Source organism: Paraburkholderia dipogonis (assembly GCF_046027395.1).
GTDB classification, from domain to species: domain Bacteria; phylum Pseudomonadota; class Gammaproteobacteria; order Burkholderiales; family Burkholderiaceae; genus Paraburkholderia; species Paraburkholderia dipogonis_A.
Map to the genome: position 1 here is coordinate 78,719 of NZ_JAQQEG010000033.1, position 23,443 is coordinate 102,161.

The following is a 23,443-nucleotide window of genomic DNA, read 5'->3' on the forward strand; positions in this document are numbered from 1 at the left end:
CTGATTGTCATGCCGCAGCTCCCGCCATCTGCTTTTCGTGTGCGAAGTTCGCGAGAATCAGCGCCGTCGCAACATCCGGACAAACGCTGTTCCCGATCATGCGCACCTGCGCCGACTTCGAAAGAGGCTTACAGTTGACGATCGGATCGAGAATGTAGGTACTTGGGAAGCCTTGGGCGGTCGCGAGCTCGCGCGGTGTCAACATCCGCATGCCAATGTCGACGATGACGTAGTCCTCGCCGTGGATCGTCACAAGCCCGAAGCGGTCATGTGTCGGAATGGTGCCAAGCGGCGACCGCAGGTTCGCGCCGTCTTTGTCGTTGCCGTAGTACTTGATGAGGAACGCGCGCACTTCGCCGACATGGCCGCCCCCGGCGGTGAGGGTGGGGATAGGCTCGCGAACGTCTTGACCGAACTGGTTGTTGCGCAGTTTCAACAGATGCGAAGTGACGACAGCCGTATCAGCCTTGGCAGTGATTGTTGCGAGCGGCTCGCCGGCATCGCGCGGACGCGATTGCCCGGCACGGCCACCGCATCCAACCAGTTGAGCGGTGACCACTGAATGGTGATCAGACGTCGTCACAGTACCGGTCGGAACATCTACGCCAGTTCCAACGACCCCGCCGTAGTGTTTCGCGAGGAACGCCGAGACGACTGCATGCTTGACGCCGCCGGCCACCGCGGTGCCGAGCGGTTTATCGAGCCCCGGCACGCGCGGCTGCTGCGCACCAACTGCTGTCAAATCGTTCTCGGAGCCGCAGGCGGTGCAACCGCATACTGGCTCAACGTCATGAACATGACCACAGTCGTTGCAGCGCCATCGCGCGGGGCGCTCGCCGTAGCCGGTCTGGATCAAGGTGGCGCTGACAACGCCAAAACGGTTGCCCTGCGTGGTGACCGTATGAAGGGGAGCCTCTACGGACTGATGTGGGGCGTCGCCGAAGTTCTGTTTCACGAGCGTTGCGGCGATGATGCCCATGGCGTTGCCGGTACCGGGGCGTGCCTGCTTGCCGCCTGCGGTAACGGTATGGAGTGGATCACCTAAGTCGCTGCCGACGCTGCCCGTGCGCATCTTGGTGATGTGCGCAGTTACGAGTGCCTGTTCGCCGCGGTTGGCGCCTGTAACGGTCGCCATCGGTGCGTCGACGTTCGCGTTACGATCGGTGCCTTGATGCGTCACGTGCATGAGTGTCGGCGCAACGACGCCGAACCGCGGCGCGCCGGCCATCACCGTGTGCAACGGCTCGCCCGTTTCCTGCCCAGTGCTGTTCTCGGAGAACTTGACGATGAATGGGTCTGCGCTGTTCACCACGAATTTCATGATGCCCTTGGCAATGCGGCTCAGCGTCGCATCTTTCAGCGGCCGCTCGCGCTCGAAGATCGATGGGCAGGGGATTGACCAGTCGATGCATTCGGCCGCGGTGCGCCATGGCTTCAGCTTCCCGGCCTGCACCGCGGTGCTCTTCGGGTCGCCATGCGTCGGCGCCGGCCACACGATCGGCAAGTGATCCCGTCGCGCGATCAGATAGAGGCGCTTGCGAATGGTCGGCGCGCCGTAGTCGCATGCGCGCAGTTCGCAATGCTCGACGCGATATCCCATGTCTTCGAGCGAGCGCACGAATTTCCGGAAGTGACTGCCTTTCGTTTTGGGGTTCGCAACCAGATGCTGTTCCCGAACGGGCACCTGCTCACCAGGCTGCGCCACCGAACCGTCGAGCTTGACGACGCGACCGGTCGCCTTATCACGCTTCGCCACCAAGCCTGTCCACGATTGGATTTCTTCGACGTTCTCGAGCATGAGCGCGCGCGGCATCGACTTCCCGGCCCACTTTCGGCCGATCCACGCGAGCCCGCGGATCTTCTTGTCGACCGGCTTTCCGCCTTTCGCCTTCGAGTGATGTTTGCAATCCGGGGATAGCCAAACGAGCCCAACTGGCTGGTTCTTCGTCGCCTCGATCGGGTCAACCTGAAAGACGTCTTCGCAATAGTGCTTGGTGCCGGGGTGATTCGCGGCGTGCATCGCGAGAGCTTCGCCGTCGTGATTGATGGCAATGTCCACCGACCGGCCAAATGCCTGTTCCATGCCTTCCGACGCGCCACCGCCGCCGGCGAAGTTATCGATGATGAGTTCGCTGCCGAGATCGAGCGAAAGGGATATAGCGTCGCGCTTCATTTTTGTCCTTGTGGTGATTCAGAAAACATGTCTGTTTGCCGCAGATCGATGGGTTTTCTGACTTCGAGCCAGCCCCATGTACGGCCGGCTTTGATGCTGGCGATGGTTGAATCGCTTACGTTGAATGCGCGCGCGAGGCGTGCGGCGGTGCCGTCATCCACAAGCGCGACCGAGAGTTGTCGCTTGATCTCGACAACGTCGACTTCACGAAGCTTTGCGGTCTTGATCTCGGAGCCTTTGCGCGGGATTCCGCCGAAGGTGCGAACGGGGGCACTCATCAGCGGCCCACCTGTTCCATATCCCAGCCGCCGTCCTCGCGCGGATAGACGTAGAAGAAACGCCACGGGCATAACTCGGCGGCTACCTTTGTTTTGGCGAGCGCGTCGTCTGTGACGGCTTCGCGGTGCGCCTTTGTGTCACGCGCTTGCAACTCGTCAAGGTCGGTCAGCACGAAGAAGTCGAGCGTGATGTGCGTGTTTTTTGCGATCTTGATTTTCACGCGTTCGAACGCCCACCACTTGATTGCGCCAGCGAGCTTTTGCTGATCGAGATAGGCTGCATAGCGACCCTCGAGCTTCGTCATTTCGTCCGCCTTGAGCCGCCCCTTTGCTTGATGCACCTCGGTCAATGTTTGCTTCGCGGGAACCGGAACCCGCGCTGGTGCAAGAGAGCCTCGCTTCGCGTGATGCGCAGCCAGTTCCTCCTCGGTCATCCGCAACCTGTTCTTTGTCATGGCTCAGAAAATGCATGTACGGCTATTGATGGGCATGCGAAAGCGCATCTGCCGGGCGTTGCTGAGTTGCCTGCAGATTCAACTCGGCGAGGTGCTTCCCCCATTCGCCGGCGATCCAAGTCACTCCCTTGGGGGTGAACATCATCCGGTTGTAGACGTGGTCGCTATGGTTAGACACTCCAGCCTTCACGCTGAATCGGCCAGCGTCCAGATGTTGTGCGCGCGGCGTCATCTCGCCGTTGAGGTAATAGATCACCGAGCGCTCAACCAGGAACTCGCGGAACCGGTTCTCGTTGGCACCAAGTAACTTGCTGACTTGGCGGAATGTCTTGTTGCCAGACGGCGCCTCGGCGTACTTTGCGACAAACTCGATAGCCGGCTTTGCCTGCTCGAGCGCAAGCTGCGCGGTGCGTTTCGCATCGACTTCATCAGCCCATGCGCGCGCGGCTGCCGCCGGATCATCGAAATTTGGGAGAGCAGGGATGCCGGAACCGTAGGAGCCGGTCTTGCGTATGGCCGGCAGCACGTCGTGCGTTATCCAGCGCTTGAACTGCTTCGCCTCAGGCTTGCGGGAGCGAAGCACCAGGGAGTAGAGCCCGGATTCGCTAATGACCGTCGCAGATTGCTTCCCACCACGGGTGTCAACTTCGCTGATCCCCCGTTCATCGTCATCCAGACCGGCCACTGCCATCGACGTGTTGTTCAAATCGAGCGCCGCGCAGATATCCGCCGCCACAAACCATGGCTCACCGCTGACGTCCACAACGCGCACTGCCGATGAAGTTTCGGTGCCGGGCGCAACCTGGTGGAACTTGAATATCATCGGGACGCTCATCGGGCACTCCGTGCAATTGAACGAATTAGGGAAATACTAGCCATGTATGCATATTCACGCAACTGGTTTTTGCAGCTGACCTTCGGCTTCCACGCTCTTGCCGAACTTTAAGCCGGGCGTGACCGCAAGAAGCGCGGCGCGACGTTCAGCGATCTGCTCGGGTGTTTGTGCGGCCCTTGGAGCTTCCGGCGCGGCGATCGGTGGTGCGATGGTGAGCGCGGCCGGCGCTGGCGGCCGACCACCGTTTTCGATGGCGGCACGTATGCGTCCGTGCCACGTGTCGCGGGTATCACTAGCGTACGCGGGCCCGACGCCGACGAGATTAGCCTGCTGCAGCGCCAGCGCATCAGACTGCCACCAGCCTGGGATGACGTTCGATGTTTTCTTCTCTGGCGCGACAGGAGGTGCTTTGCTGTTCGCCATGAAGCGATCGATGTTGTCTTCGCTCCCAAGGCAGACGTGCAGCCCGAGATACTTCTGCCCACGCTCGTTCTTTCCTTGGTTGTGAGGGGTCAGGGCGCAACCTTGGATCGCGCGACACAAGTCTCGCGGCGGATAACCCCAGCGGAGCGCGGCGCGGATGGTCTTGATGCGTTTCTCGCCGAGGCGGGCTTTCGTTGCTCCGGTCGCGCGCTGCCAATAGGCGAAGATGCCGTCGATTTTCTCCGCCTCGGTTAACGGCTTCTCTCCAGCACCCCCGCCGTCGAGCGCGAGCTCGACAATGCTTTTGGTGTTTACCGAAGGTGAAGATGAAGATGAAGATGAAGCGCCATCCCCGGGCCGTGCGGATGGTTCATCACCATGCGGTGCACCTTGATCTTCACCTCGGACTTCACTTTGGTCTTCACCATGCCCACGGCTTGGTGAGTCCGGTTTGGCCGTTTTTTGCTCACCTTCTGTATCACGGTCACCCGCACCAAACCGCGTATTACCGCCGCTGTGCTTTCGTTTGTACTCGTCCTCTACCATCCGTGACGAATACCACAGGGGGCCCGCCTGTTCATGTATCAGCGTAACCGGCGGCCCGTCCTTTCGACCGGAACGGGGTATGTAGATGTGCGCTGCACATGCTTCTCCCTTGTCGGCACCCTTAAGGACACCTTTGTCGCGTAACGCTTTGAGCTCGGATACTTTGCAGTGCGCGGCCTCGGCCATCTCTTTCAGAGTCCAGCGCAGAACGCCGTACTCCTCTTGGTCATGCATGAGGCAAAGCACGTCGAGCCACACGCTCTTTTCGACGCGCGTGCAACGACGGAGGTTGCTGTTCGCCTGCCAGTCGCCTGGATAGAACTGAAACGAGGGGCGCTTCATTATTGCTCCCTGATTCGGTTCCAACAGGCGCCGTAAAAAGATTGGGGTATCGGCGATTTAACTATTGCCATGTGTGTCTCGAACGGGCGAACGATTACCGCTGGTCGACGTAGGTCGATCGAGCAGGGGGGAATATGGAGGGTTCCCAGAATAGGGAGGTCGACTACGAAGCGGGGGAGCAGGCCATAGGTGACGGTCCTGCGCAAAAGGAAGAAGGGGAGTCGCGCGTCGGGCTAGATCCAACGTGGCGCCCTTGCGGGTAGGCCGCCCCTTCCTTTTGCGCTCTAGCGTGAGCAAATTCCATCCGCCGGCGACAACGAATGGAGCTTTTGGAATACCGAGTATTACTTCCACACAGCTTGTTACAAAGATTCAATGTAGATTCAAGTATGCATATACGGCTAACGCAAGTTAAAACTAAGCTTCGGGCGACATAGATTCACGCTGACCCAGGTCGCCGTAACGCTTTTCTAGCTCAGCAACGACAAACTGGATCTTGGGATGTGTCGATCCATGAGACTTAACTATCTCAAGCCATCGCTGGCGTTCAAGTTCGAGCGTGGTGGCGAGCGCGGGTGCGAAGTGGTGATCGAACAGCTGCCCCATTTCCCGACGGAGAAAATCCCTTTCGCCCTCGGACATCCCGCAGCCGACGAGGAGGGCATTGTTGATCCGATCAAGGCCAAAATCATGCCGCCATGTCAGGCACATAGCTTCGATGATCGCGGCACGGTCTAATGCTTCAGACATACTGCGCTCCCGGGCTTGAACTGGCCTACGGATCGGCACCGGCGGCAGAGGCTACAATATCGCTGGGCATGGTTGTAGACGACCATGCGGCCGGTCGTTTGCTGAAATTTGACAGTCGCTTCTGGCGTGTTATTCATGCGAAGACCGGCTCCAAGGGCGTTGGCCGCAGAGCATCTTCTGGCTCGTTTCTTGGCACGGATCCGGCATCCCGTTCGCGCACAATCAGCACGTCGTGGATTGCCTGGACAGTCGACGCTTTCGGGTTCTTCGTTTGGCGCTGGAAAACCTTGTTCAGTGTGTCAAGCGATATCCCCGACAACTCCGACAGTTCTCGCCGCCGGCGCCGGAAGTGCTTCTCATGGGTCCGCATGACGAAGTCATACTGGCTTTCTGTGGGCAATTTGCTTCGCCTCGATAGTCAAAAGATACAAAATTGTCAGTCAAGTATATGCATGTACGGCTACGTCTGCAAGTCCAAACCTCGTTCGCTTGCGTACAGTTGGCACCCTCAGTCCATTGCAACCCCAAAAGAAGCCGTTTATAGTTCGCCATGTATGGCTACTTTTAAACATCTAACAAAATTTCAATAGTTCCTTAACTAGGGTAGTACCATGAACAAGCCAACGCCAAAGAAATCGACGGCGGCATCAGCCACGCCGGCGGCAAAGAAGGCCGCCGCGCCGAAAGTAGAACGTCCCAAGAAGACGTCCGTTTCACCCGCTATTCGTAAGCATGTGGCAGCAAATTTGAAAAATTGGATGAGAGCTGACCCCAATCTTGATACTCAGGTGAAAGTCTCGAAAGCCTCGGGAGTGGCTCAGACGACGGTGAGCCGCATCCTGCTCGGCACTACGCCAGCAACAGCAGACATTCTTGATGCGATCGCCAAAGCGTTCCGACGTGATCCGGGCGACCTGCTTACCAATAATTCTGACGTCAAGGTTCAATACGATCTAACGAAGTTCGCGCGCCTCCCAGATTATGAGAAGGTCCGTATCGAGGCCTTCATCAAGCATGTCCTTACAGAGTACGAGCACCCGCCGACTGAAGAGCCAAAAAAGAAGACGCCTCGTTAACCCGGTAGTAAGCACGCATGTCACCTTCAAAGAAAAACTCTTGCGTTAGTATGCGTATATGGCTAATAATAGCCCTATACGGCGCTGTGTGCGCCCCTTCCAAAGGCTCATACAGTGTCAGAGTTCTCCAACTTCCGCGCAGCATCGTCACCTGAAGTCTTGGGAGTCGTCCGCGCGTCGTCGTGGAAGACGTTGTTCTCATGTCCCCTTAGTTGGTACTACGCCAACGTCGAGAAGATCCGCAGTGCATCCTCAGGCATAGCCCAAATTGGTACGGCCATTCACGCCGGGACCGCGCTCTTTGACGGCCCACGCCTTCGAGGCGATTCGATAAGCGTTGAAGAGGCCGTGGAGGGTGCGATCGCAGTCCTTTACGACGACGATGCAGAAGTGAATTGGGACTCGAGCGCCCAGTTCAAGGCAGCCGAAGCCATCGTCGCACGCTCCGTCAATCGCTACTGCCACGAGATCGCTCCGAAGGTGACCTATACAGCCGTCGAAGCGCGCTGCGAAGATCTGCACATCAATACCAAGTACGGCACGATCGTCACGACCGGCACGATTGACCGGGTGCGGGAGCGCATGTACCTCGTCGAAGACGACGGTACGTTGACGGACTTCATGCATGCTGCCGACCGCCAAGACTCCAAGCCAGTTGTCTTTCGCGAGAATGTCCGCGATATCAAGACGGGCTTGCAAGCCGTCGGCTATGACGACGAAGGCGGCCGCGTAGCCACGATTGGTGCGCACCACTTGCAGGTCGGCATCTACACCATCATGACCGAAGTCGAGCTCCAGCGTCCGATGGACGCGCCGGCCGAGATCTGCGGGATTTCCACGGGCAAGTCAGGCGACATCGCGGTGAGCGATATTCGCGACGTGCGAACCGCATTGCTCGGCACAGAAGAGCGTCCCGGCATGATCGAACTAGCAGCGAAGATGTTGAAAGACGGGGATTTCCGGCCCGCGCCGGGCACCGTCATGTGTTCTCCGCTTTATTGCTCCGGGTGGAATCGATGCCCGTACCACGCTTGACCTTCTCAATTCCCAAAGGCTCTCCCCATGACAGCAACAACTCTTGAGCAGACTCGGCGTCCGCCGACTTCGCAGCAACTTGCACCCGTCATACCTGGCTTCGGCACACTCGAATCATTCGAACTGATGCAGCGTGGAGCGCGCCTACTCGCGTCTGGAACGCTGGTGCCGTCGGCGTATCGGTTGGTCATCGAAAAGTATGATCGCTATGGCAATGTGACGGAGAGCCGCGAAAATCCCGCCGCGCTTTCGAATTGTGTTGTCGCGTTGAATATGGCGATTCGCATGAACGCGGACCCGGTGATGGTGATGCAGAACCTGCATATCATCGAAGGGCGCCCGTCGTGGTCGTCGCCGTGGATCATCGCTCAGATCAACAATTGCGGACGCTTCTCGCCGCTGCGCTTTGAAATGAAGCAGCTCGGCACGCGTGTCGTCGAGCATGTCTCATTTGAATGGAGCGGGCCTCAGGGCAACAGGCAGAGGCATGAAGTTAAGACTTCGGTCGAAATCCAAGATGTGCAATGTATAGCATGGGTTATCGAGAAGGGCTCAGGCGAGCGGCTAGAGTCCAGCCCGATATCGATCGGGCTGGCGGTGATGGAAGGCTGGTACACCAAGAATGGCTCGAAATGGAAGACGATGCCGGACCAGATGCTTCGGTATCGTTCGGCCGCCTTCTTCGGCCGCATCTACGCTCCTGAGCTGCTGATGGGCCTGCCGGCCGTCGAGGAACTCGAAGACACGATCATCGACGTCGAGAAGCAACCGGATGGCAAATATGCGGCCGACGTAGACGTGCTGCGGCAGCAGGCCGAGGCTCAACGTCCAGCGGGAGAAGAGCCTGCACGCGCTCGAAAAGACACCCAAGGTGCGACCACGGTCGAATCGAAGGATATTCCTCCCGCGGAGTCGAAGAGCGCTCCTGCGTCAGCCGCCCCGACGCCAGCGCCGGCACCTGCACCCACTCCTACCCCATCGCCGGTCGCGCAAACGCCAGCGTCCGCCATCGGCACGGAATTTGATCGTCCGGCGCACGCGGGAGAACTGTTTGCTGGTAGCGGGCCGCAATATACCGACCAAGACACGCTCGAGATGGCGATCGAATTCGCCAGCAAGGGCGACTACGACTCGGCGCTCGACCTGAAACTGAATTTGCCCGAACAGATGAAGAAACGCATCGACGCGGCGATTCAAAGCCATAAGGACGAGGTCGCGCAGTCAGCGAAGAAGCAAGCACCGACTGAGCGCCCGCGCCGTTCGTACAACGTTTGATTTCGCGCGATCACGTGTAGCCGTATACGGCTAATAACATTCACGCTAAGAGGTTTCTTCATGCGTATTACGCAAATCGAGGTCGAGAACGTGCTCAAGCTGAAACACGTTTCGATCGAAGTAAATCGGGCAATCGTCTGGATCAGCGGCGAGAATGGGCAGGGCAAGAGTTCGCTCGCCGAAGTCTTGAAGCACACACTTGCAAACCGCGTCACCCGCGGGGGCGAGAAGGATGCCGAGCAACTCAAGAAGAACGAATTCATCAACTTTGTTCATTGGGGCGAGAAACTCGGCGCTGTCCGAATCGCCTTCGAGGGCGGCTCCGCGTCGCTGACGCTGCCCAAGGGGACGCGCACCTTCAGCATGGACGACCTGTCTATGCGTCAGATGCAGGCGATGCAAGCCGCCATGCCGTATGTCATGGACCCGGAGCGATTTGCGCGGGCGACGGCCGACGAGCGTCGGACTTACCTGTTCGAATTGACCAAGGTCGACACCGGTGCGAAAGCTGTATCGCAGCGTCTGCTGGCGAAGGGTCACGCAGAGGAGCGCGTAAAGATGGTCGCGCCGCTGGTGGCCGCGAGCTTCGGCGAAGCATGCGACGAGGCAAAGGCGAAGGCGCGCGATGCAAAGGCCGCGTGGAAGGCACTCACTGGTGAGACGTGGGGCAGCGAGAAGGCCCCCGAGTGGAAGGCCGTGGCACCGGCGTTCAGCGATGACGACATTGCGGCAGCGACCGCGCTCGTCGAGCAAAAAACCGCCGAGTATGGCGAAGCGAATCAGGCGCTCGGTGTTCTCAATGAGAAAGCGCGTGCGTACAACGAGGCTGCGCAACAACGGGAAGCCCTGACGCTCAAGGCCGGCCGCATCGATTCCGTAAAGGCGAAGCTGGCGACCGACGAAGCCGAACTGGCGAATTGGATTCAGAAGGTCGCGGAAACGCAAGCGCTCGCCGAGGGCGGAAAGGAAAAGACTCCGCTCGTCTGCCCGCACTGCGCTGCGCTCAGCGAACTGCACGACGGCAAGCTGGTGGAATTCGTTCAGGTGTCGAAGGTCGCCGACGCGGAGGCGATCGCCAATCTGCCGAAGTACAAAAAGGCATTGGAAACGATGGAGACTTCCGTCGCCAACGACAAGCGCGACCTCGCCAACGCCGAAGCCGCTGTGGCATCGCTGGCAGCATTGAGCGACATGGAACAGCCCAGCAGGGCTGATTTGGACGCTGCGCGCGCGGCAGTCGAACGGATCACCGGTGAAGGGAGGGCCGCTCGAACGCAGCTCGACGCCGCGCAAGTTCTCAAGACGGCCGCCGAGTCGGCTGAGCAAAAAACCTCCGACGCCCTTGCGCACCATGAATCGGTCGCGGCATGGCTTGCGATCGCGGAGGCTCTCTCGCCGACCGGCATCCCGGCGGAACTCATGACCGATGCGCTCGCACCGTTCAATGCGCGGTTGCGTGCCAGTGCTGAAACAGCCTTCTGGCCTGTCGTGCAGATAGAGACGGATATGAGCCTCACGGTCGATGGCAAGCCGCACCACATGGAATCGGAGTCGTATCAGTGGCGGGCCAATGCGCTCCTCACGGAGGCCATCTCGCACTTCTCTGGCGCGCGGATCATGTGCCTGGACCGGTACGACGTGCTAGTCGGGCAGGGGCGCGGCGACCTGATCGACTGGCTACAAGAAATCGTCGCTAAAGCCGAGATCGACACCGTCATTGTCATGGGCAGCGCGACGTCTATGCCGTCGGGTCTACCGCCGGCTTTCCAGACGGAGTGGATCAGCGACGGGCATATCGGAGTCGCGGCATGACGACCAAAGCGAAACCGACGCAGCCCGGCACATTCGAGATGGAGATCGTAAAGCAGCCGAACGGCATCTACGTGATTGCGGACAAGCCGAAGCCGCAACCGAATCTCAACCTGACGGCTGCGGTCATTCAGGCCGTGCATCAGTCACACCGAGGTGATCGCAAGGAGCCGGCCGTCACGTTCAAGGCGCCGATACCGACGCGGCTCGACGGCGACGCGCACGCGCGCATCGATGCAGCCATGGCAAAGCGGGCACGGAAGGCAGCGAAACGGCGAGGTGGCGCATGAGGGGCTATGCCGCAATCGGGCTATATCGCCCGAAGGACCCGAAGAATCTCGGTGCTGTGATGCGCTCGGCCGGTTGCTATGGGGCGTCGCTGGTTGCTCTGCAGGGCGCGCGCTTCGCGCAGGCGAGCACCGACACGCAGAAGGCGCACCGTCATATCCCGGTGATCGAAACGGAAGACCTCTTTTCGGTGCTGCCTGTCGGTTGCCGAGTCGTCGCCGTGGAGTTCATCAAGAGTGCGCGTCCGCTGCCAACGCTGACTCATCCGGAGCGAGCAATGTACATGTTCGGCCCGGAAGACGGCTCATTGCCGGGCGACGTGCTCGCGCGGTGCGACGACGTGGTGTACATCCCGACCGAGTATTGCCTGAATCTTTCGATGACGGCAAGCACGGTTCTCTATGACCGAATGATGAAGCGCGGCGAATGGGTCCACGCGCAAGCGAGGGTGGCATGAGCGCGGCCACATTTCGCGATGCCATCGCCATCGAGAAGTCTGGCATCGAAGGCTGGGTGCCGTTTCGATATGAACTCATCGGCAAGAGCGACACGATTATGACGGGTGGTATTCCCCGGGTGCTCACGCGCGGGCCGAACAAAGGACAACGCAAATGGGACGGAATGCACAGTCAAGTCGCCGTCACTCAAGCCGAGGTTGACGCCGCCATGGCGAAGTACGAAGCAGAGACGGGGATCTGCGCCGAGTGTGAAGGTTCCTGCAAGGTCGTGGCTGGCTGGTCTGCAACGGAAGGAGCGAAATACCGCGAATGCTTGAAGTGCCACGGCACTGGCAAAGCCAACATACAGGGGAGCCAATCAAATGGATCTGAGTGAAATTCTGGACAAGCTCGCACCGAAGTTGCTGTCGCTCGCCGAGGCGGATCGCGTAATCGTCACGCCGCTCGTCGACCACATGCACGCCGGCGTTGTCCGACCGGTAACGGATGAAGAACGCTTGGTGCTCATTCGCCTTGGTGGAGGTGCGCAATGAGGGAATACGCATGCCCGAAAGAGCAGTTTCTGCGTGACGTCGGCGAACACGAAATGACTGTACTACGTGACGATGGTGTCGACCGGCATCTGCGATTCCGCAAACCTGGTACCAGTTGCTACGGTTTCGATCTGATCACATGGGGTGGCCACCTGTTGATCACCGGTGACTGTGGCTCGTTCCTGTTCCTGCGGTTGCACGACATGTTCCAGTTCTTTCGAGCGGATCGTAAGTCGAAAGACGATTTGTACCTCAATCCGCAATACTGGTCCGAGAAACTGATCGCGACGGACTGCAGTGGCTCACGCGGTGGTGCGGCAAAGAGATTCTCAAGAGAGACGTTTGAAGCCAACATCAAACGTTGGTTCGACGATCGCTTCGAAGGAGAAATCGAGAACGACGCGTCGACCGACGAAGCGGATTGGGACTATGAAGAGGACGCTGAACAGCGAGCCAAAAATGTGGCCCAGCGCAAGGCTCGGCGCGAGGCAATCTGGTCGCAGATCGTATCGGACGTGCTCTATCACTCGGGCAACGAACACCAAGCAGCGCAGGCCGCATACGACTTCGAGCACGATGGGTTCAACTTCCAGGACTTCTACGAGGTCGATAACACGGAATACACCTTTCATTTCATCTGGTGCGCGTATGCGATCGCGTGGGGTGTCAAGAAATACGACGAATCGAAGGCAACCCCGACGCAAGCCGAAGCCGCGGTGGTCGCATGAAAGCTATCTCGATTCGTCAACCTTGGGCGTGGCTCATCATGCGGCCGGACATTATCGGTGACGAAGCGCGCCTGCACGCATACGCGAGCGGTTTGATCAAGGACGTCGAAAACCGCAGTTGGCCGACGAAGTTCCGCGGTCGCGTACTGATTCATGCGAGCAAGGGCATGACGCGTGCGGAATACGAGGATGTCAAAGACTTCATTTTCATGGGTCTCGGCATCCCACCTGAGATCCGACTGCCACCCCGCGAGGCACTTGCGCGCGGCGGCATCGTCGGAATTGTAACGATCACGGACTGCGTGTCATCTGCACGTCAGCGGTCGCCATGGCACATCGACGGCGCGTTCGGCTTTCAAATCGCAGACGCAAAGCCGTTGCCGTTTGTCGAGTGCAAGGGCGCGCTCGGCTTCTTCGATATCCCGGAAGACGTCGCCGAGACATTGCGTCAGATACATGCAAAGGCAACCCCATGACCGAACCGACTAACGAAATCGTAGCAGTAGCGCAGATTACGCGAAGCCCAATCATATCTTCGCCGGATATTCTCGAGCGCATTAAAGGTGCGAAAGAGCGGCTGCAGGATGGTCACGCGCTTATGCGCGTCCCTGTTGACCCGACTGATCCCGATTGCGTTCTAGCCGATGCAGAGATCGAGATTGAGCGGTTGCGCTCTCTGCTATCTGCAAGCAAGCCTGCCGTGCCCGAAGGGTTCGTGCTGGTGCCGAAGATAATGACTGACCATATGCGCGACGAGGCCGACTTTGCCATGCAGAACCATGTCGGCGACGACTATTCCGAATCTGACGCCTTCGACGGGTGGTACGAGCCTGTATGGGACGCAATCATCGCCGCTGGCATGCGCCACGCTGCCACGCCAGCGCAATCGGGGAAGCCGGTGGCGTGGGCGGCTGGAGCGGGTCTAGTTGCTCCCATCGTGCGCAACAAGGGTTCCGCGCAGCGTCTGTCAGATGAGCACGGCGATGGGACGGTGATTCCGCTCTACGCCGCTCCGCAGCCCTCTCCGACTGCCGTGGTGCTGGACGATGAGCGGGCGGCTCTGCTGGCCGATTACATCGAACTGAATATGAGCAACTACGGGCCGGATGACGTGGACAAGCTGAACGCGTGGGCAATCGACGCTTACGACTTCGTTACCCGCGCCGCACCCCCTGCCGCGCATCCCGTGAAAGATGGTGAAAGACATTGGTCCGACCGGTTTGACGCTCCGATGGGGTCCGAGCACCCCGACGACCTTGCCGCACTGGACGCCGCCGTTGCGACGTACCTGGCTGGAAATGGGCAGTCCCCCGCCGCGCCAGCGCAATCGACGAAAACCGACGTGCCCATCAATGCATTTGCTATATCGCTTTTGTCTGCGGCAGCAAAAAGTGGCGACGCCGGCGCAATCAACTTGCCGCACAACTGGCCGAGGTCGCACCGTGCGAGCAATGCGGATTTGTAAACTACCGCTGCCGTTGTACATCCGACGAACGGGAGCAGACGCGCGCGCTGACGGATGCTGCATGCGACGTCCTGGCTGAGCGCAACCGCCAAGTGACTGCAGAAGGCTGGACGCCAGAACACGACGACCAGTACACGAAGAGGGAATTAGCATACGCGGCAGAAATTTACGCCGTTAGCACGCTCAGTAAGTATGAAATGCCTCTGCTCTGGCCGTTTCCTAGCCAATGGTGGAAGCCGTCCACCCCGCGCCGCAATCTTGTAAAAGCCGGTGCGCTAATCCTTGCCGAGATCGAACGCCTCGATCGTGCCGCTGCTAATAAAAGGGGTTCGGAATGACCGACGTCAATAAGGAACTGGCTAGATTTAAAGAGTCGCTGCACGCCCATTTTGACGCGTTCCCAATTCCGACTCAGCTTGGAATCATCGCGATAATGAACCACATCGAAAAGGTCTACGCGGAATTCTCCAGCGCCGCTTCCCCGCAGCCATCCCTGACTGCCGTGGTATTGGACGATGAGCGGGCTCCGCCCAGCGAATACTTCGTTTATGACCCGAACGGTGGGCATGTCGAATTCTATGAAACGGACGCGCAACGCGCAGAGGCACACGCCGAAGCCGTCGCTGAATATCGGAAGGAATCGATTAGCGACGGTGAATGGTCTCCGGACGTGGAATGCATCGTATCTGGCGTCGTCACACACAAAACTGTTTCTGTGAACGACGATGGCGAAACTTGTGATTACGAAGCACGCGCCGCATCCCCGCAACCTGTGGAGCAGACTGCCGAGCCGAGTCTGACGGATGAACAGCGTGAGGCCATCGCTATCGCGCTGAGCCTGATTGGCTTGAGCGGTGACCCGCGAGTGCGAAACGTACACAAGACGCTACGACCTCTGACCGCCGCGCAGCCAGCAAGCGGAGACAATGCATGAGTGACTTGATCAAGCGCCTGCGCTCCCAGGAAACGGTAGACGCCAAGCCGCACGCAATCGAACTGTTGACCGACGAAGCCGCCGACGCTCTGGAAGTCGCGAACCGCCGCATCGCCGAGTTCGAACGGATCCTCGACGGCCTACCGCAGGATGCTATCGACGGCGGCTGGACAGCGCGAGGCATTAGCGCGTACGCGAAACAGCTTGAGGCCCGCGTGGCCGAACTCAACGCCATCATCCACACGCCGGAGTCTGGTGAGTTCCTGAAGGGCGTTTCGATCGAAGCGGAGTATCAACGGCAGCTTCACGGCATCGACGCCACTGAGGCGCGTTTCGATTGGCACCAGTGGTTTTGGGTCACGGGATATCTGCTAGGTAAGGCACTCGCCGCGTGCAAGTCGGGCGAAGGCGACCGCGAGAAGGCTAAGCACCATCTCGTGACAACGGCCGCGTTGATTAACAACTGGCACAACACTTTGACGGGTAGGGCTGCGGCGAGCGTGCATTCGAACAGGGGCCACGCCGTCGCCGATCTCATCGCCACAGAACCGGCAACCTGCGAGCCAAGCTATGCCAAGAAGTAAGAACCGCGGGAAAAAATACGCTCCGAAGACCGTGTCGGCAAACGCGATGGAGTGGGCGATGGCTGGCGCGCATCTGTTACCTGCGGCAAGACGCACGGAGTTGTTTGAGCCGGTCTCGCAGGCCTTTGATGCGCTTCGGCAGGGCATAGCGTCGATGGAGCAGTGGTACACCATCGACAACTGCTTGCGGCTGTCTGAAGCGCTCATTGGCCTCAACATTGGGAACAACCTTGCTGATTCGGTACGGGCTGGCAGGATGGCACTGGATGAGGTCGGCGGCCGCCTTCGTGCCGGTGGCTCGTCTACATGCCGCGCGCCCGAGCTCGCGTTGATTCGTGAGGCGACGGAGCTATATCGGATTCAGCTTGGCCTATGCACCCAAGGCGAGATGTCGAAGGCCGTGCGGACAGTCGAAAACAAGATCAACGGCGCAGGGCTCGCGCCCCGGCAAAACGAGGAGACATGCAATGTCTAAGCGCTGGACAAAGACCGAGGACAATCGGATTGCGCGGCAACTCAAAAAGGGTATCGCCATTGGTGAGGTGGTCGTTCCCGACCGCAAGAATTCGGATATCCGCAAGCGGGCATATCGCATCGGCTTGCTGGTCAAGTACAAGCCCGCGATCGAGAAGCGTACAGCGCAATGGGCAGCGGTGAAGACAGCGCTTGAATCCGGCGATAAGTCCCGCAAACAGTTGGCGAAGGAAACGGGCATGACAGACGACACGCTCAGGCGCGTACTGGATCGGCATCGGGCCGAACTTCACATTGCGGACTGGGTCTTTGTATCGCCGCGCGCTCTCCGCCGCACGGGCATGTGGAGGCTAGGTGCTGGTGAAGATGCGGTAGCGCAGGACGGAGTTGCGACTGTCGAGAATCGCGGTGATCCGTAGGCCGCAATGATTGCAGAGGCGAAGCAGCGGCTTAGGGAGATTGAGGCGCGCGGCGAGTTGATCCGGCGCGACCCGCTTGTCGTGGCGCTGTTCGGGCAATATCGGCCGGCCGCCATCACCCATGTCTTTTGAAAGGACAGAAACCGCCCGAGGGCGCCCTATGCTCAGTAGATCCAGGAGCCTTTGGCCACCATATAAGTCCCATCCCAATAGAACGTAATTAGCAGCGTGGTATTCGCCGCAACTGACGATGGCGCGCCGCTCGGAAACTGGGCGGCCGGGAACTTGATGCTACTTGGCCATCCAGAGAGTGCGCGCGTTGACGCTCCCGCGATCAGGCGAAGCGAGAAGCCATCATGGCCGAGCGGAACGAGCGGCTGAAAGAGGGTAATCGCCGTGATATCGCCAGTCAGATTGACGTACTGAGCCTGTTGCCCGATGGTGTAGTTAAGGCTGAACGATGCGTTGTAGCCACGATTTACCTCGCGCGCGCCGAGTGGTTCAGAACCACCAATGAGCGCAATCGTGCCGGACGTATCGATGCACCGATATTTAACCCATGAGTCTTTGCCCATGAACTGCGGCGTATTGGCGGCAAGCTGCACGATCGAGAAATTGTCCGCGATCTGAATCCAGAACTCCTGACCCAACTTCGCGCCCGTGACTGCCGTCAGGTTGAACGCGCCCGTGTTGGAAGTCTTGTACACCTGCGCGCGGGCCGATACATTGACCGTCGCGGTGGCGGCGGGAATTGTCAGGGTCTGAATTTCCAGCCCGACTGCCGCACCCTTAATCACGAGATCGGGGCTGATCTGCATGTCCTGTACGGCGAAGCCGCCCTGCTGCAGGCTACCGCTCGCGTCGGCGCTGATATTGTTGTTCGTGTAGGTGACGCCGCCAACAGTCCCGGCGGTGCCATTATTCCCTACAGATCCGCGAATCCGCACGCTTCCGCAAGACGCAATCCGAATGCCATTCCAGCCATTGCTTTGGCAATTCGCGTCAATGATGACGTCGGAGAGCAGTCGAGTTTGCCCTGCTGCCGACGATCCCGAGATAGGGGTCGTCTCAAGCGTGACTTCGTCGCCAATCATGATCCCGTGATTGCCAGCGCCGGAGTAGTCGCCACCGAGGAATCGGATATTCACTGCAGGTTGCACACCGTTCGCGTTTGTGATGCTCCAGCAGTCACGGCTGTACACCCGGCCACCATATTGCGCGCAGCGCAGACCGACGCGGCAGTTCATGAACGTCACATTCTGCGCGCGGTTATACGTTGCAGCCGCTTCGATGTTATCCGACACGGCGACATAGCACTGCACCGCGATATCGTGGGCGATAGCATCCTCGACCCACACGTCGCGGCATTTAAACGCCATTCCGTTCGGGCCACCGTGCATCTCTGCGCCGTAAATATGGACGCCTCGCTGCGCAGCGCCGGTGTTATCTGCGTCGAACTGTTCGAACAGATAGTTGTGATTGTTTGCGTTGGTGATCAAGCCGTCGCACAGGATGTCGCTGAAGCCTCCGACTGCCTGTATCGCGTTGCCGCTTGGGTTGTTGACGCCGAACCGCGCCAGCATAACACCCGAGCACCCCGCCAGATTGATCAGCCCATTGATGACCGAGCCGCCAGAAAACGTGCCGCCACCCGTGCCGTTCATGGTGAACGTCGGGCGAATGCCTGACAGTTTGCACCCGTTAGGGGGCGTGAAGCCGGTACCCGCCACGCCATTCACCTTGATCGTGCCTGTGAAGTAGACGTTCTTGGTCAGATAGAGCAGGTTGTATAGCGCGGTCGTTGCATCGGTCGCACCGGTGCAGTCAATGCCTGCCCGAGCCGCATTCGCCCCCGGGAGGTCGCGGTTCAGAAGTCCAGGCGCATCAAGAATTCCCACTGGATTACCTTACGAGATCGTGATTGCGGGTTGAGCGGTCACGGCACCGGTAGCGTCGCGGGTGACGGCGGTTTGCGTAACCGTATGGCTAATAACGCCATTGATATACGTCGCATGCCACGCATCGATGGCACCAGGAAACGCTGTGCTTGCTGTGTCGGTCGTGAATGTTCCGGTTGCGCCATCAGGCCAGACAATACTCGCGGTCACGATGGCCGCGTTTGCGTCGCGCGTTGCCGATACGAGCCGGAAGGCACTCGCGTAGGCCCATTGCAGCAAGCTCTGGTTCAGCGTGAGCGCTGCATCAATCAGCGCCTGGTTGTCAGCGACCAACTTCGCTAACGAACGTACAGGACCACCAGCGGTCGTAACGACCGTATTGGCGTCCCCATGCACGATCTGATGCGCAAGCCCCGTGTCGGTGACGAACTGATTAATCTGATCTTGTGGTGTTGTCATGCTCGTTACCGGTATCTGGCTGGCCTGCCAGAGTCAAGCTGAAAAGGGCGTCGTCAGTTAGGCGCGGCAGTCTCGCAAGTGCCGGCGACTATTCCTTGTTGCTGGAGGATGCAGACATACCCTTGGAGTCCGATGGCTTTTGCGCGGGCGTCGTCGTCAGCGTTGTCGACGATCCCGAAAAGAGCGACTCCAAACGGTCGTGGTAACTCGGCTGTGCCACTGGTGCCATCATCCACGCTGGGGGCGCCGGCGCTGCCACCTGTTTGGTCGCCACTGGTTGGATGGATGTTTGACACTGCGATGCGCAGCCGGCGAGTGCCATCAGCAATAGCAGCGCGGTTACGAGAGTTGTCGGCTTCATGAGCTTCTTTCTCCTTTGTGAGTTGATCGTCGAGCGTGGCAATCTTGCCCTCCGCGACGGTATGCGCTTCGATAGCCCGGTTCTCGGCGTCGAGCGCGGCTTTCGACATCAGGTTGAGATCGTTGGCGTGCTGCTCGTTGTCGTGCGCGTGCTCGGCCCGCTCGGTGGCCAGCTGCGCGCCATAGTGATTTGAGTCGAGCGCGTGCGTGCCGCAGGCGCCGATCGCAATACCTAGCAGCGCGGCGGCGAGGCCGGTGATCAGATAAGGTGCCATGTCATTCTCCTAAGCACGCAGCCCGCTCGAGGTTGCGGCGCGTGACGATGCCTCCGCACCGGTTCGCCGCGACCGCGCAGTCCTTGCCGGCCACGAATCGCCAGCGATAGAACTGCTGGCACGCGGCCGGGAATTGTTTCGCGATGTACATGCGGCGCAGCGTCGAGCCTTTGAAATTCTCAAGGCCAAAGTTGTAAACGCCGTCGATAACTGCCACCTTCTGGCCATCGGTTAACGTGTCGAATCCCGGCGTGTTGCTGCGCACCGCTTCGGCATAATCGGCAAGCCGGTCACTCAGCATCGCCTTGCATTCATTGAGCGTGTACGGGCGCATCTTGACGGTGGTGTCGCCGAAGCAAACCGTCTGCACGTCGTGCGCGAGCGCGTCGTTGTATGGCGTGAGCCTGACGCCCTCCTGCGATGCGGTGAGGCCAATCAGTGCGCTCGCCGCGGCGGCGCCGATTACCGCCGCTAGCGTTCGCTTGCGCGGCGGCTGGCGAACGTCAGTCATCATTCTTCTCCTGCAGCGACGGCTGCGAGGTGTAAGCGCCGGCCAGGCCGATCGCCGAGATACCAGCGCTAATCAGCAGCACCACCCAGAGCGGCAGGCGATCGACGAACGCGCCGGGCAGCGCGGACCAGATGCCGGTTATCAGCGGCGCGACCGTGCCGACGATCAGCGCGCGCACGGAATTGCGCTTATGCGCTCTGCGCCAGTACGAAACCAGTCTCATTGGGTCACCTTGGCTTTGATTGCCTGCCAACTTGCCCACGCCAAAAAAACGATTAATGCCCACGCCCCGCCCTTAACAAGATGCGACGTCAATTCTTGATAGAACTTCTCGCGCGCTTCGTTTCTGCGGATAATCGATTCGTGATATCGGCGATGCCCGTCCGGATCGCCATCCGGAAAAGCCTTTCGAAGTTCATCAATACCCCGGATCGCCTCTACCACCTTTGCGTCGGTGACCGACTGGGCAAGAAGGTTCTCGCCATGACGCTGGTCGAGATCCGACTTGAGGCTACCGATCGCGGCGATTACTTCTTTATGGGCATCCATCCATTCCCCGAAATAAAATGGTCTCACGGTGTCGCGTCAACGTCGTGCAAGCACCTTGTGAATGGCGTCCAGCCGATTGACCAGCGCAAGTTGCAGTTTTAGCTCGGCTTCGCGACCTTTCTGAAAATCTTGAAAGGCCTTTGATGCGAAAAATCCTTCTGCTTCGCTCACCGGTGTGCGTTTGGCTTCAGCGAGTGATGTGGGTGAATATAGAGTGAGGTTATTGGCTAACTGCTGGAGTTTTTCCACCCATTCGAATCGCGAAGTCCGAGAGGCAGGAGCTAACGGGAAATCGCGCCGGCGGCAACTTCGCCACCGCCTCCTTTTCGACTTCTTCGAGAAAGACAATCCCGTCGTCGTTGATGTCCACGTTGAAGAAATGGCGCGTCGCGCGCGCGGCCTGGCGGTACATGACCAGCATCTGGACGAAGTCCGATTCTGGATAACGTGAGAGCACCAGCATGCGTTCGCGCAACCAGTCTCCATAAGCCGTATCGGTAACAGGGTCAGGCGCGACGTCGTCTTTCTTGCGCAGTTGCGATGCCATGCAACCTAGCATCCAGTGGTATTCGCCCTCGATGCCCTGCAGATCACCGTGGAGTTCCTCAATGGCTTCCGCGGCGGCGCCGACAAGCGGCACGAGAGACCACACATCTCCCCCGACATTGCCGGCCGAGAACGTCGGAACAACATGCTGCTGCTGGCCGACGAGGTAATTCGAAAATCTGCCGTCGCCGATCATGAAGTCAGGCGCGCTCTCGGCCACGTGCGCCATGTAATGGGCGACAGTGAACCCGCGTTCCTGAACCGTCATTGCTCGCGGATCCGTTACGTGCGCCGGCGTAGCGGCCTCGGCCACCTTGATGACGCTGCTTAGGAACCGCGTGGTCTGTGCCTCATACATTGATGGGGGAATTTTTGCCAGGCTGATTGCATCGCCGATCGCGATTTCTTGCAGCGTGAGCGCGAGGCGCTTGGTGCGCAGAGGGCGGAATTCAATCAATTGGAAGCTCCGGGAGAAAAGATGGCTTTAAGGTCATCGCGGTCGAGCGCAGTCAGCGAACAGATGGTGATCGGGATAACTTTTTCGGTGTGGTAACCGTTGCTGGCGATCGGAGCGGTGATCGGGTCGCCAATCGACTCAATGACGAGTGGGGCGTACGTGTAAGTTTTGTACTGAAAGGCGATCATCGTCGGTGCAAGCGACGGCAGAAGCGCCTTGAGATAGCCGGTCACTCCGTCGGCGGTGGTCGCACGCTTCACGATCGAGTCAGTGCTCAACTTTTTCGGTACTGACCAGTACATGAGTTGGTTGACCGGCGCCTCTACCTCGCTGTACGGATCGGCGAGCGCACGGAAATGCACGTTGAACGTGAACCGGATAGGTGCCATTCCGGTGAATATCTGCGTGCTGTTGAGTTTCGTAATCCCGGTTCGCCCCTTCAAATCCTCAAGGGCATTCTGAAGTGCGCTCGGACTTTGATTGTTCTGGGCGCTCGAAGGCTTTTGACCAGCCACGGCGGACGTCAGGTCTGAGAGAACCGTCGCCAGCGCTCCAGACTGGAGCATCGCGGCGAGTGCCGGCGCCTTCGTGTCCGGGCTTGCTGCTTCGAACGGCGACTGCCAGTTCAAAGTCATGTCCCGATGGCCATCGCTGATGGGCGCGTGTACCTCAGTCGTCTCGTCGGGCAAGCGAGTGCCTTTCTCATCGACCGCGTAGAACTTCGCGATGAGGAAGTCGCTGAGACCTCCCCATTGGGACGTGAGGATTGTGCCGTTACCGGGGTTCATTGCGCGCCTGTAAAAAAGGGCCGCGAATCTGCGGCCCTGTACGTCGAGTTGGGCTGCTGTTTTACAGGGCCGCGGCCTTGTGTTGAGACTTCACCCGTTTCATCGTGGCCGACGCCGTATGCGCCTTCTTCGATGCCTTGCGCAGCGCGAGCTTCTGCTTGGCCGTCAGCTTGACCTTGCCAGACACGCGCTTGTTGACGCGGGTCTTCTTGCCGTCCCGGATCACACTCTTCATCCGATACACGGCGTCGAACGTCCCGGCGCTGTCAAATGCAAAGTCGTCGATATCTTCGACCGGGTCGACTTCCGCCAGCGTCGATGCCGAAAGGTCGCGAATGCGGATAGCCGCATCGTTGTCCCAGTCGTTCAGGAGCGCGCTCGCGTCTTCGTCGGAGACGCCCTTGTCGGTCAGATAGTCCCATGTGGCCTCGAGCGCGAGATCCATCGTGTCCTGCTCGTCGCCGGTGAGTTCTTCATCGTCAACGTCAGGATTCGATAGGCCGATCAGAAGACCAAGCAACCGTGTCGCGAGCGTCTCGCCATCGTCAAGGTCGCTGTCGTCGGTCGTAGCCCATTCTTGAATTGCGGCGGCGACATTGATCGCGAGGTTGGTCAGGGCATAGTTCTGGGCGTCTTCGTCGACGACTGTTGCGTCGTCGAGCGTCGGGGCTGCCTTTGGTTTGGCAAGGCCCCGAATGAAGTCAGTCATTTCGTGCATGA

Annotated in this window: 32 protein-coding genes and 1 pseudogene; 17 read left to right on the top strand and 16 right to left on the bottom strand. The window is 59.3% G+C overall.

Translation table 11 applies throughout. The features are described 5' to 3' along the window. Positions 1–7 precede the first annotated feature (7 nt). From PQR32_RS29670 to PQR32_RS29695, 6 genes are all read right to left on the bottom strand, one after another. Positions 8–2,173 carry a DNA cytosine methyltransferase gene (locus PQR32_RS29670; protein WP_408235422.1) on the bottom strand — a complete coding sequence of 722 codons (2,166 nt, stop codon included), beginning with the start codon at positions 2,171–2,173 and terminating at the stop codon, positions 8–10. After that, the gene (locus tag PQR32_RS29675) at positions 2,170–2,451 is read right to left on the bottom strand and encodes a hypothetical protein (protein ID WP_408235425.1); all 282 of its coding nucleotides are present in this window, start codon (positions 2,449–2,451) and stop codon (positions 2,170–2,172) included. The genes PQR32_RS29670 and PQR32_RS29675 overlap by 4 nt, the downstream gene beginning before the upstream one ends. Beyond that, positions 2,451–2,756: a hypothetical protein gene (locus PQR32_RS29680; RefSeq protein ID WP_408235427.1), complete on the bottom strand. Its 306-nt coding sequence runs from the start codon at positions 2,754–2,756 to the stop codon at positions 2,451–2,453. The genes PQR32_RS29675 and PQR32_RS29680 overlap by 1 nt, the downstream gene beginning before the upstream one ends. 172 nt (positions 2,757–2,928) lie before the next feature. After that, positions 2,929–3,741, bottom strand: coding sequence for a BRO family protein (locus PQR32_RS29685; RefSeq protein ID WP_408235430.1), 813 nt, complete (start codon positions 3,739–3,741; stop codon positions 2,929–2,931). Positions 3,742–3,795: 54 nt separating this feature from the next. Beyond that, a complete protein-coding gene (locus PQR32_RS29690; RefSeq protein WP_408235433.1) occupies positions 3,796–5,052 on the bottom strand; it encodes a hypothetical protein in 1,257 nt (418 codons plus the stop codon). Positions 5,053–5,469: 417 nt separating this feature from the next. Beyond that, a complete protein-coding gene (locus PQR32_RS29695; protein ID WP_408235436.1) occupies positions 5,470–5,802 on the bottom strand; it encodes a hypothetical protein in 333 nt (110 codons plus the stop codon). Between the two features lie 611 nt (positions 5,803–6,413). On the opposite strand from PQR32_RS29695, the gene PQR32_RS29700 reads away from it, so the two are divergent. From PQR32_RS29700 to PQR32_RS29780, 17 genes and pseudogenes are all read left to right on the top strand, one after another. Next, a complete protein-coding gene (locus PQR32_RS29700; RefSeq protein ID WP_408235439.1) occupies positions 6,414–6,878 on the top strand; it encodes a helix-turn-helix domain-containing protein in 465 nt (154 codons plus the stop codon). A 114-nt stretch (positions 6,879–6,992) separates the two neighbouring features. Next, positions 6,993–7,913, top strand: coding sequence for a PD-(D/E)XK nuclease family protein (locus PQR32_RS29705; protein ID WP_408235442.1), 921 nt, complete (start codon positions 6,993–6,995; stop codon positions 7,911–7,913). A 183-nt stretch (positions 7,914–8,096) separates the two neighbouring features. After that, positions 8,097–9,188: a recombinase family protein gene (locus PQR32_RS29710; protein ID WP_408235445.1), complete on the top strand. Its 1,092-nt coding sequence runs from the start codon at positions 8,097–8,099 to the stop codon at positions 9,186–9,188. 60 nt (positions 9,189–9,248) lie between these two features. Beyond that, positions 9,249–9,461 (top strand): annotated as a pseudogene (locus PQR32_RS29715) (AAA family ATPase); the annotation flags it as partial. 123 nt (positions 9,462–9,584) lie between these two features. Beyond that, positions 9,585–11,000: a hypothetical protein gene (locus PQR32_RS29720; protein ID WP_408235543.1), complete on the top strand. Its 1,416-nt coding sequence runs from the start codon at positions 9,585–9,587 to the stop codon at positions 10,998–11,000. Next, on the top strand, positions 10,997–11,287 hold the full coding sequence (locus tag PQR32_RS29725; RefSeq protein ID WP_408235448.1) for a hypothetical protein: 291 nt from the start codon (positions 10,997–10,999) through the stop codon (positions 11,285–11,287). The genes PQR32_RS29720 and PQR32_RS29725 overlap by 4 nt, the downstream gene beginning before the upstream one ends. Beyond that, the gene (locus PQR32_RS29730) at positions 11,284–11,742 is read left to right on the top strand and encodes an RNA methyltransferase (protein WP_408235451.1); all 459 of its coding nucleotides are present in this window, start codon (positions 11,284–11,286) and stop codon (positions 11,740–11,742) included. Before PQR32_RS29725 ends, PQR32_RS29730 begins: the two co-directional genes overlap by 4 nt. Continuing rightward, entirely contained in the window at positions 11,739–12,119 is a 381-nt protein-coding gene (locus PQR32_RS29735) for a hypothetical protein (RefSeq protein WP_408235454.1), read from the top strand. The genes PQR32_RS29730 and PQR32_RS29735 overlap by 4 nt, the downstream gene beginning before the upstream one ends. Next, the gene (locus PQR32_RS29740) at positions 12,106–12,276 is read left to right on the top strand and encodes a hypothetical protein (RefSeq protein ID WP_408235457.1); all 171 of its coding nucleotides are present in this window, start codon (positions 12,106–12,108) and stop codon (positions 12,274–12,276) included. The genes PQR32_RS29735 and PQR32_RS29740 overlap by 14 nt, the downstream gene beginning before the upstream one ends. Positions 12,277–12,329: 53 nt before the next feature. Then, entirely contained in the window at positions 12,330–13,004 is a 675-nt protein-coding gene (locus tag PQR32_RS29745) for a hypothetical protein (protein ID WP_408235460.1), read from the top strand. 92 nt (positions 13,005–13,096) lie between these two features. Then, complete coding sequence (locus PQR32_RS29750; protein ID WP_408235463.1) at positions 13,097–13,480, top strand: ASCH domain-containing protein; 384 nt, start codon at positions 13,097–13,099, stop codon at positions 13,478–13,480. After that, positions 13,477–14,469, top strand: a complete 993-nt coding sequence (locus PQR32_RS29755) for a hypothetical protein (RefSeq protein ID WP_408235466.1) — start codon at positions 13,477–13,479, stop codon at positions 14,467–14,469. Before PQR32_RS29750 ends, PQR32_RS29755 begins: the two co-directional genes overlap by 4 nt. A gap of 334 nt (positions 14,470–14,803) precedes the next feature. After that, a complete protein-coding gene (locus tag PQR32_RS29760; RefSeq protein WP_408235469.1) occupies positions 14,804–15,403 on the top strand; it encodes a hypothetical protein in 600 nt (199 codons plus the stop codon). Continuing rightward, on the top strand, positions 15,400–15,987 hold the full coding sequence (locus tag PQR32_RS29765; protein ID WP_408235472.1) for a hypothetical protein: 588 nt from the start codon (positions 15,400–15,402) through the stop codon (positions 15,985–15,987). Before PQR32_RS29760 ends, PQR32_RS29765 begins: the two co-directional genes overlap by 4 nt. Before the next feature lie 58 nt (positions 15,988–16,045). Then, a complete protein-coding gene (locus PQR32_RS29770; protein ID WP_408235475.1) occupies positions 16,046–16,462 on the top strand; it encodes a hypothetical protein in 417 nt (138 codons plus the stop codon). After that, positions 16,455–16,880: a hypothetical protein gene (locus PQR32_RS29775; RefSeq protein WP_408235478.1), complete on the top strand. Its 426-nt coding sequence runs from the start codon at positions 16,455–16,457 to the stop codon at positions 16,878–16,880. The genes PQR32_RS29770 and PQR32_RS29775 overlap by 8 nt, the downstream gene beginning before the upstream one ends. 6 nt (positions 16,881–16,886) lie before the next feature. After that, positions 16,887–17,012, top strand: coding sequence for a hypothetical protein (locus PQR32_RS29780; protein WP_408235481.1), 126 nt, complete (start codon positions 16,887–16,889; stop codon positions 17,010–17,012). Positions 17,013–17,044: 32 nt separating this feature from the next. On the opposite strand, the gene PQR32_RS29785 is transcribed toward PQR32_RS29780, so the two are convergent. The 10 genes from PQR32_RS29785 to PQR32_RS29830 all read right to left on the bottom strand — a co-directional run bounded on the left by PQR32_RS29785 (position 17,045) and on the right by PQR32_RS29830 (position 23,441). Continuing rightward, positions 17,045–18,778 (bottom strand): hypothetical protein, encoded by a 1,734-nt coding sequence (locus tag PQR32_RS29785; protein ID WP_408235484.1) that lies wholly within the window; start codon positions 18,776–18,778, stop codon positions 17,045–17,047. Between the two features lie 9 nt (positions 18,779–18,787). Beyond that, positions 18,788–19,237 carry a hypothetical protein gene (locus tag PQR32_RS29790; RefSeq protein WP_408235487.1) on the bottom strand — a complete coding sequence of 150 codons (450 nt, stop codon included), beginning with the start codon at positions 19,235–19,237 and terminating at the stop codon, positions 18,788–18,790. 53 nt (positions 19,238–19,290) lie between these two features. Next, positions 19,291–19,872: a lysis system i-spanin subunit Rz gene (locus PQR32_RS29795; RefSeq protein WP_408235490.1), complete on the bottom strand. Its 582-nt coding sequence runs from the start codon at positions 19,870–19,872 to the stop codon at positions 19,291–19,293. A gap of 1 nt (position 19,873) precedes the next feature. Continuing rightward, positions 19,874–20,386, bottom strand: coding sequence for a lysozyme (locus PQR32_RS29800; protein ID WP_408235493.1), 513 nt, complete (start codon positions 20,384–20,386; stop codon positions 19,874–19,876). Beyond that, entirely contained in the window at positions 20,376–20,606 is a 231-nt protein-coding gene (locus tag PQR32_RS29805) for a DUF7940 domain-containing protein (protein WP_408235496.1), read from the bottom strand. The genes PQR32_RS29800 and PQR32_RS29805 overlap by 11 nt, the downstream gene beginning before the upstream one ends. Then, a complete protein-coding gene (locus tag PQR32_RS29810; protein ID WP_408235499.1) occupies positions 20,603–20,932 on the bottom strand; it encodes a hypothetical protein in 330 nt (109 codons plus the stop codon). The genes PQR32_RS29805 and PQR32_RS29810 overlap by 4 nt, the downstream gene beginning before the upstream one ends. Before the next feature lie 36 nt (positions 20,933–20,968). Then, on the bottom strand, positions 20,969–21,181 hold the full coding sequence (locus tag PQR32_RS29815; RefSeq protein WP_408235502.1) for a hypothetical protein: 213 nt from the start codon (positions 21,179–21,181) through the stop codon (positions 20,969–20,971). Beyond that, on the bottom strand, positions 21,153–21,935 hold the full coding sequence (locus PQR32_RS29820; protein WP_408235504.1) for a hypothetical protein: 783 nt from the start codon (positions 21,933–21,935) through the stop codon (positions 21,153–21,155). Before PQR32_RS29820 ends, PQR32_RS29815 begins: the two co-directional genes overlap by 29 nt. After that, positions 21,932–22,723 carry a hypothetical protein gene (locus tag PQR32_RS29825; RefSeq protein WP_408235507.1) on the bottom strand — a complete coding sequence of 264 codons (792 nt, stop codon included), beginning with the start codon at positions 22,721–22,723 and terminating at the stop codon, positions 21,932–21,934. The genes PQR32_RS29820 and PQR32_RS29825 overlap by 4 nt, the downstream gene beginning before the upstream one ends. Positions 22,724–22,784: 61 nt before the next feature. After that, positions 22,785–23,441 carry a hypothetical protein gene (locus PQR32_RS29830; RefSeq protein WP_408235510.1) on the bottom strand — a complete coding sequence of 219 codons (657 nt, stop codon included), beginning with the start codon at positions 23,439–23,441 and terminating at the stop codon, positions 22,785–22,787. Positions 23,442–23,443 lie beyond the last annotated feature (2 nt).